Below are 8,148 nucleotides of genomic sequence, written 5' to 3'. Positions count from 1 at the left end.
GGGTTTTGCTTTGCAAAACCCGACTCTGACCCCGGTTTTGCCCCCTACCCCGTTGGTGGCGGTGCGAGTGGGCTGCAAGGCTGGCAAAATAGGGGATCGTCCGTTTTGCGAAGCCCCCTGCCATGCGTCTTTCCCGCTTCCACCTGCACACCACCAAGGAAACTCCCGCCGACGCCGAGCTGGTCAGCCATCGGCTGATGCTGCGCGCGGGCATGATCCGCAAGCTGGCATCGGGCCTGTACACCTGGTCGCCGCTGGGCCTGCGGGTGCTGCGCAAGGTGGAAACCATCGTCCGCGAGGAAATGAACCGCGCCGGTGCTGTGGAACTGCAACTACCGACCATCCAGCCCAAGGAACTGTGGGAAGAAACCGGTCGCTGGGAGAAATTCGGCGGCCAGCTGCTGAAGATCAAGGACCGCAAGGAGCAGGAATACTGCTACAGCCCCACCGCCGAGGAAGCCATTACCGACTTCGCGCGCCAGGAGCTGTCCAGTTACAAGCAGCTGCCGGTCAATTTCTACCAGGTGCAGACCAAGTTCCGTGACGAAATCCGTCCGCGTTTCGGCGTCATGCGCTCGCGCGAGTTTCTGATGAAGGATGCCTACTCCTTCCATCTGGACGACGCCAGCCTGGTCGCCGAATACGAAAACATGAAGGCCGCCTACACCCGCATCTTCACCCGTCTGGGCCTGGAGTTCCGCGCGGTGCAGGCCGATTCCGGCGCGATCGGCGGTGATGCCTCGCAGGAATTCCACGTGATTGCCGATTCCGGTGAAGACGCGTTGGTGTTTTCCACCGGCTCGGACTACGCCGCCAATGTGGAAGCCGCGATTGCCGCTGATCCGGCAGCGCGCTGCGCCGCCAACGAAGAACTGCGCAGGATCGATACCCCCACCCAGAAGACCTGCGAGGAAGTCGCCGCGCTGATGGGCATCGCCCTGTTGCGCACGGTGAAGTCGATTGCGGTAATGACCACTGAGAATGAATTCGTGCTTGCCCTGGTCCGTGGCGACCACGAAGTCAACGAAATCAAACTGGCCAAGGTGGCTGGCCTGGCGGATTACCGCATGGCCAGCGAGGCCGAGATTGCCGATTATCTGGGCAGCGAGCCGGGTTTCCTCGGCCCCTTGAATCCGCGCAAGGCGATCCGTGTTGTCGCTGACCGCGAAGTAGCGGCAATGGCCGATTTCGTGGTCGGTGCCAATGAGAAAGGCCTGCATATTGCCGGCGTCAACTGGGGCCGCGACCTGGCCGAGCCGGAAGTGGCCGATATCCGCAACGTCGTGGCCGGCGACCGGGCCCAGGACGGCGGCGAACTGAAGATTACCCGCGGCATCGAGGTTGGCCACGTATTCCAGCTCGGCCGCCAGTATGCGCAGGCACTGAAGGCTACCGTGCTGGACCAGAACGGCAAGGCTGCGGTGATGGCGATGGGGTGCTACGGCATTGGCGTATCACGCATCGTCGCCGCCGCCATCGAACAGAACCACGATGACGCCGGCATTATCTGGCCGGTCAGCATGGCCCCGTGGCAGGCGGTGGTATGCATGATCAACCCGAAACAGGACCCGACGGTAACTGCCGCCGCCGAAGCGCTGCTGGCCGAACTGCAGGCCGCTGGCGTGGATGCCGCACTGGACGACCGCGGCCTGCGTCCGGGCCAGATGTTTGCCGATATGGAACTGATCGGTATTCCGCATCGCATCGTGGTGTCGGAACGCGGGCTTGCCGCTGGCACGGTTGAATACCGCGCACGCAACGCCGCCGAGGCGGAGAATCTGGACCAGGCCACGGTGATCAGCAAGATCATCGGCTGACGTTGACTGCTTATAACGCCGGGACATTGTCCCGGCGTTTTCATTTCCGGATAACATCGAAAACGCTATTAATCTGTCATTACCGCGACCAGCCCGGTATGCTTTGTTGCGCTGCCACGGAATGGCATACACCCCCAACCCATTATCCGGAGTAGTTATTCGATGAGTATCGATCTGTCCCAGCTGTCGGCCAAAGAACTGGCCGTTCTTATCCGTGACGCTCAGAAGCGCAAAACCGTTGTAGCCAAGCGCCAGCCGATTGCCAAGGCCCGCGCCCTGGTTGCCGCTGCGGCAAAGAAGGCTGGTTATACCGTCGAAGAGTTGTTCGGCACCGGCGCTGCCGTTGCAGTGAAGGCCCCGCGTGGCGCCAAGGCCAGCAAGGGCGCTGCCAAGACCGGCCGCAAGCTGCCGAAGGTTGAGCCGAAGTACCGCAACCCGGCCAATGCCGCTGAAACCTGGACCGGCCGTGGCAAGCAGCCGCGCTGGCTGGCCGAATACACCAAGGCAGGCCGCAAGGTTGAAGATTTCCTGATCCAGAAGTAATTATTCTGGAATATGGATTACAAAACGCCGGCAGATTGCCGGCGTTTTCTTATTGCATTTCTGTATTCACAGTCGCCACAAATTGTTTATTGCAGGCACTCGCTGGCTAAACGAACGACAAAGTAGCCCGGGTAAGCGCAGCGCACCCGGGAGCTTTGGATTCCGGTGATCCTGCAGAAAATCCGCGGACAGCCCCAGATGCGCTGCGCTTACCCGGGCTACACAATCACCAGCATCCTGCAACGCGGCGCTGGCAGCGCCGCCTGATTACCCCTGGCAGCAACCGCCCCAGTTACAGATTCTTGCGTGCCGGCACCAGCAGGTTACCGAACAGCAGGCCGGCCACCAGCGCCATCACCACATTGACCACGGTCAGCAGCGCCGATTCACCGGCGCTCACATTCTGCTGCTGGATCAGGCTCAACACCCCACGCAGGCTGGTACTGCCGGGCACCAGCATGATGATGCCGGGCAGACGGATGATCGCCCCCGGGCGCTGGACGATGCGTCCAAACAGATTGCCGGCAGCAGTCACCGTCATCGCCGCCAGAAAGATGCCGGCCGGCGCCCCCCATTGCTGTCCGCCGTAACGGGAAATCGCATAACCAGCAACCGAGGCGGCCATTACCCAGAGGTAATCGCGCCGGCTGGCGCGGAACAGCATGGCGAACGCGAATGAGGCGACCAGCACCGAGCCCCATTCCACCCAGTTGGATTGCGGCCGCGAGGCGCGGATGATCGGCTCCAGGCCGATGGAATTGGCAATGGTCACCGCGATCATCGCGCCCACCGTGAGTTTCATGATGGTGGTCAGCGCGCCGGCGAAGCGCGCCGTACCGGACACCCAATGCCCGCTGGCCAGTTCATTGACCGAGTTGGTCAACGCCATGCCGGGCAACAGCACCACCAGCGAGGCGATGATGGTGGAGTTCATGTTCAGCGGCCCGATGAAACTGGCCACCAACACCGCCACAAAACCCGCCAGCAACGCCGCCAAGGCTTCGCCGGCCTCGCGTGTGGCGACGCGGCGGTCGGTATAGAACAGCATCAGGCCAATCAGCAGACCGGTGATGCCGGCGGTGGCGATATCCAGCCACGGCAGCCGCCACAGGCCGGCCACACCGGCCGAGCCCAGGGTGAACGAGGCCAGCAGCTGGATCTTGCTGCGCAGGCCGCCATCCTTGTCGAGCTGGCGCAGCGCGGTATGCCCCTGCGCGATCGACATCTGCCCGGCGGAGACCGCATCGGCGATCTGGTCGGCCATGGCCAGCTTGTGCAGATTGGTATCGCCCGGCCCCAGCCGGATAACGCGGGTGATGTCACTGGAACCAATGGCACGGGTGGGGTCGCTGAAACTCAGGATCAAGCCAGTCGGGTTCGACCACGGCTCGCAATCCAGGTCCAGCTGCTGTGCCAATGCCACTACCGCCGCCTCCAGACGCTGGGCGGTTGTGCCATAGCTGTGCAGGCGCCCAGCCATCTCCGAAACGAAGGCCACACGTTGCGCGTAGGTAGCGCGATTGGAAGCAGTGGCCGGGGCGGCGGCAAGGGTTTCGGCAGACATGGCCGCTAGTATCACCTGAAGCGGATGAAATACTCATCTGGCTTGAAGGGCGGACAGGTTATTCTCCGTAACCAATGGTCACCATGAAAGACATTCCCCCGCCCGATTGCGTTCTGCCCCCCGATGCGGACGGCCTGCTCAGGCTTTCCGGCAATTGGACCTTGGCGACCGCACTGCGCTCCAGCGAGGTATTGCATGCCCAGACCGGGACCGTAACCGGCATCGATGCGCGCGCCATCGACCGGCTGGATTCGGCCGGTGTACTGCTGTTGCTGCGCTATGCGCACAAGCTTGGGCTGCAGGATGACGCGCTGCAGTTCCGCAGCGACCATCAGGCGCTGGTCTGCACCATCGAGGAAGTCGCCGATGAACGCCCCAAGCCGCAACGCGACTACGGCGTCGCCGCCGCCTTGGATCGCCTCGGCCGCTCGGTGCATGCCATTGCCGGCAACATCGTGGTGCTGGTCAACTTCCTCGGCGAGAACCTGGCCAAGCTGGCGCGGTTGTTCCGCCAGCCACGCCGATTCCGGCTCACCGCCGCGGTCAACCAGATGGAAGAGGTTGGCCTGAACGCGGTGCCGTTGGTGGCTTTGCTGTCGTACCTGGTGGGCGCGGTGATCGCCTTCCTCGGCTCCACCATCCTGCGCGACTTCGGCGCGGAGATTTACGTGGTGGAGCTGGTTTCCATCGCCTTCCTGCGCGAATTCGCGGTACTGCTCACCGCCATCGTGCTGGCTGGCCGCACCGCCAGCGCCTTCACCGCGCAGATCGGTGCGATGAAAGCACGCGAGGAAATCGACGCCATCCAGACCCTGGGGCTGGATCCGATCGACCTGCTGGTGCTGCCACGCGTGGTCGCATTGCTGATCATGCTGCCCTTGCTGACCTTCGTGGCGATGATCGCCGGCCTGGCTGGCGGCGTTACCGTTGGCGCGTTCGACCTGGATATCCCGCCGCAGATGTACCTGGCACGCATGCACGACACCATCGAGGTGCGGCACATGCTGGTCGGCCTGTCCAAGGCACCGGTGTTCGCACTGATCATCGCGCTGATCGGCTGCCTGGAAGGCCTGAAGGTGGAAGGCACGGCACAGTCGGTGGGCGAACGCACCACCTCCAGCGTGGTGCAGACAATCTCGCTGGTCATCATCCTCGACGCGCTGGCCGCGTTGTGGTTCATGCACATGGGCTGGTGATGGGATGAGCACGATGGAAGACGTCAACACCGACGGCAGCGACCTGGCCATCCGCGTGCGCGGGCTGGTCAATCGCTTTGGCAGCCAGACCGTGCACGACGGGCTGGATCTGGATGTCCGCCGTGGCGAGATTCTCGGCGTGGTTGGCGGCTCGGGCACCGGCAAATCGGTATTGATGCGCTCCATCCTCGGCCTGCGCACGCCCGATGCCGGGCAGATGGAAGTGCTGGGCGTGGATGCGCGCTCTGGCAACCCGGCCGACCGCCTGCGCATCGAGCGCAATACCGGCGTGCTGTTCCAGGATGGTGCCCTGTTCTCCTCGCTGACGGTCGGCGAGAACGTGCAGGTGCCGCTGAAGGAGCATCACCCCGAACTCAGCGAGCGCTGGCACTACGAACTGGCCTTGTTGAAAGTGAAGCTGGCCGGCCTGCCCGCCGACGCCATCAACAAGCTGCCTTCGCAGCTTTCCGGCGGCATGCGCAAGCGCGCCGGCCTTGCCCGTGCGCTGGCGCTGGATCCGCCCCTGCTGTTCCTGGATGAACCCACCGCCGGCCTCGACCCGATTGGCGCAGCCGCCTTCGATCACCTGATCAAGACGTTGCAGGAAGCCCTGGGCCTGACCGTGTTCCTGATCACCCACGACCTGGACACGCTCTACGCCATCTGTGACCGCGTCGCGGTGTTGGCCGACCACAAGGTCATCGCCAACGCACCGCTGCCTGAAATCGAACAACTCGACCATCCGTGGATACGCGAATACTTCCACGGCCCCCGCGCCCGCGCTGCGCGCGGCCTTCAGCACGAGCCCGCCTGATATGGAAACCAAAGCCAACTACGTCCTGATCGGTGCCTTCACCCTGCTCATCGGCGTTGCCCTGCTCGCCTTCGGGTTATGGGCGGCCAAGTACTCCTCCGACCGCACCTGGCAGGAATACCGGGTGGTGTTCACCGAGGCGGTGACCGGTTTGTCGGTGGGCAGCCCCGTGCAATACAACGGCATCGCGGTCGGCTCGATCACCGAGTTGACCCTGGCTCCCGATGATCCGCGCAAGGTAGTGGCCAAGCTGCGGCTCAACTCCACCACCCCGGTCAAGACCGATACCCGCGCCAAGCTGGCCATCACCAGCCTGACCGGACCATCGATCATCCAGCTCAGTGGCGGCACCCCGCAGGCCGCCGCACTGACCGCGGTCAGCAAGGAAACGGTGCCGACCATCGCAACCTCACCGTCGGCACTGCAGAACATCACCGACGTCGCCAACCGCGTGGTCGAGCGCATGGACGAATTGCTCAGTGATGAGAACGTCCGCAAGATCACCTCCACCCTGGCCCACCTGGAAACCATCAGCGGCGGCCTGGCCGACCGCGACGAAGGCACCCAGGCCTTGCTGGTGGAGGCACGCGATGCGGCACGCAACCTCAACGTCACCCTCGGTTCGGCCAACGGCGCCATCAAGAACCTGGACGAGAACGTGCTGCGGGAACTGCCTGCAACGATGGACAAGCTTGATACCAGCCTGGCCAAGCTCGACTCCGCCGCCGGCAACGCCGATGCCATCCTTGGCGAGAACCGAGCGGCCATCAACAGCTTTGCCAACGACGGCCTGGCCCAGCTCGGCCCGACCCTGACCGAACTGCGCGGCCTGATCCGCGATCTGCGCCGGGTCAGTGACCGGCTGGAGAACAACCCGGCGCGCTACCTGCTCGGCCGCGACGCCCCGAAGGAGTTCGAACCCAAATGAAGCGCATTTCCCTGATCAAGCTGCTCGCCCCGGCCTGCCTGCTGGCTTTGGCCGGCTGCTCCGTATTGGCCGGCGGCGACCGCCAGTCCATCACCATCTATGCACCTCAAGTCAGGGTGCAGGCTGATCCCGGCTGGCCGCAGGTCAGCTGGCAGCTGGCCATCGCCAAACCCAGCGCCGCCCGCCTGATCGACAGCCCGCGCATCAACGTGCGGCCAACCCCGGGTGAGCTGGAGGTCTACCGCGGTGCGACCTGGTCGCAGCCGGCCACCGATATCCTGGAAGACACCTTGCTGCGCGGCTTCGAGGACTCGGGAAAGATCGACGCCGTCGCGCGCATCGCCACCGGCATCCGCTCGGACTACAAGCTGACCACCGACCTGCGCCGCTTCGAATCGGACTACCGCGGCGGCGAAGTGCCAGCGGCCACCATCGAGCTCAACGCAAAACTCATCCACAGCCTGGACCAGCGCGTGGTTGCCGCCCGCACCTTCGTTGTCGCCGAACCGGCTACCAGCGCCGAGATCAGCAGCGTCGCCGCTGCCTTCGAAACCGCGTTGCACAAGACCAGCAGCGAACTGATCGGCTGGACCCTGCTCAGCGGCCAGCGCGATGCGGCACAGCTGCGATCTGGCGGAAAGTGAGATTGATGCGTTCGCCCGACACCCGCGCGGTCTTGGGCAGCGCATGCTGGTAGTCGCGTTGGCAGTGCCCGCGCATCAGCAGCAGGTCGCCATGACCGAGCAGGTACTCGAACTTCCGCGCAGGATCATCGCGACGCCGCAGTAGGAAGCGCCGTGGCGCCCCAAGGCTCAGCGAGGCGATCAACGGCGTCGGCCCCAGTTCAGGCTCGTCATCGCTGTGCCAGCCCATGCTGTCACGGCCATCGCGGTATCGGTTGAGCAGCACGCTGTTGAAGCGGCCGGCACAGGCCTGCTGCACCTGCTCGCGCAACTCCAGCACTGCCGGCGCCCAAGGATGTGGAAGGAAATCCGCACCCGAATAGCGATAGTGCGCATCGGCATCGCCCATCCAGCAGCTCAGCCGCGGCGAATCAACCCAACGTCCGAACATGCGGATGCGATGGATTTCCCATGCCACCTGCGCATGCAGGACAGGCAGCAAGGCGTCGGCCTGGGGCCGGGCCAGCCATGCCGGCAGGTGCTGCACCACCGTTGCTCCCGCCTCGCCCGCGACGGGAAGGCAGATACCGGTTTGCTCGATCATGCCACTGCCCTCAGAATCAGCCGTTGCACGCACGTTCCTGCTGCCGTGCGTTCATCAAC

Annotated in this window: 7 protein-coding genes and 1 pseudogene; 6 read left to right on the top strand and 2 right to left on the bottom strand. The window is 64.0% G+C overall.

Going from position 1 to position 8,148, the window contains the following annotated elements:
• Positions 1-122 precede the first annotated feature (122 nt).
• Positions 123-1,817: a proline--tRNA ligase gene (locus QMX78_RS04285; RefSeq protein ID WP_282266885.1), complete on the top strand. Its 1,695-nt coding sequence runs from the start codon at positions 123-125 to the stop codon at positions 1,815-1,817.
• A gap of 162 nt (positions 1,818-1,979) precedes the next feature.
• Positions 1,980-2,357: pseudogene (locus QMX78_RS04280) on the top strand (H-NS family nucleoid-associated regulatory protein); the annotation flags it as partial.
• Between the two features lie 295 nt (positions 2,358-2,652).
• On the opposite strand, the gene QMX78_RS04275 reads toward QMX78_RS04280, so the two are convergent.
• Positions 2,653-3,924 (bottom strand): threonine/serine exporter family protein, encoded by a 1,272-nt coding sequence (locus tag QMX78_RS04275; protein WP_282266883.1) that lies wholly within the window; start codon positions 3,922-3,924, stop codon positions 2,653-2,655.
• 83 nt (positions 3,925-4,007) lie between these two features.
• Between QMX78_RS04275 and QMX78_RS04270 the strand changes: the two genes are divergently transcribed.
• The 4 genes from QMX78_RS04270 to QMX78_RS04255 are packed head-to-tail and all read left to right on the top strand — an operon-like array spanning position 4,008 to position 7,506.
• Complete coding sequence (locus tag QMX78_RS04270; protein WP_282266881.1) at positions 4,008-5,120, top strand: ABC transporter permease; 1,113 nt, start codon at positions 4,008-4,010, stop codon at positions 5,118-5,120.
• 4 nt (positions 5,121-5,124) lie between these two features.
• Positions 5,125-5,934, top strand: coding sequence for an ABC transporter ATP-binding protein (locus QMX78_RS04265; protein WP_282266879.1), 810 nt, complete (start codon positions 5,125-5,127; stop codon positions 5,932-5,934).
• A 1-nt stretch (position 5,935) separates the two neighbouring features.
• On the top strand, positions 5,936-6,862 hold the full coding sequence (locus tag QMX78_RS04260; RefSeq protein WP_282266877.1) for an MlaD family protein: 927 nt from the start codon (positions 5,936-5,938) through the stop codon (positions 6,860-6,862).
• The gene (locus tag QMX78_RS04255) at positions 6,859-7,506 is read left to right on the top strand and encodes an ABC-type transport auxiliary lipoprotein family protein (protein WP_282266874.1); all 648 of its coding nucleotides are present in this window, start codon (positions 6,859-6,861) and stop codon (positions 7,504-7,506) included. The genes QMX78_RS04260 and QMX78_RS04255 overlap by 4 nt, the downstream gene beginning before the upstream one ends.
• On the opposite strand, the gene QMX78_RS04250 is transcribed toward QMX78_RS04255, so the two are convergent.
• Positions 7,460-8,089: an alpha-ketoglutarate-dependent dioxygenase AlkB gene (locus QMX78_RS04250; RefSeq protein WP_282266873.1), complete on the bottom strand. Its 630-nt coding sequence runs from the start codon at positions 8,087-8,089 to the stop codon at positions 7,460-7,462. The two genes, QMX78_RS04255 and QMX78_RS04250, sit on opposite strands and share 47 nt — an antisense overlap.
• Positions 8,090-8,148: the final 59 nt, after the last annotated feature.

It is taken from the genome of Stenotrophomonas sp. PS02298 (genome assembly GCF_029959445.1).
Classification (GTDB): Bacteria; Pseudomonadota; Gammaproteobacteria; order Xanthomonadales; family Xanthomonadaceae; genus Stenotrophomonas.
The sequence above is the reverse complement of the archived record's forward strand: the minus strand, read 5'-3'. Positions and strand labels throughout refer to the sequence as shown.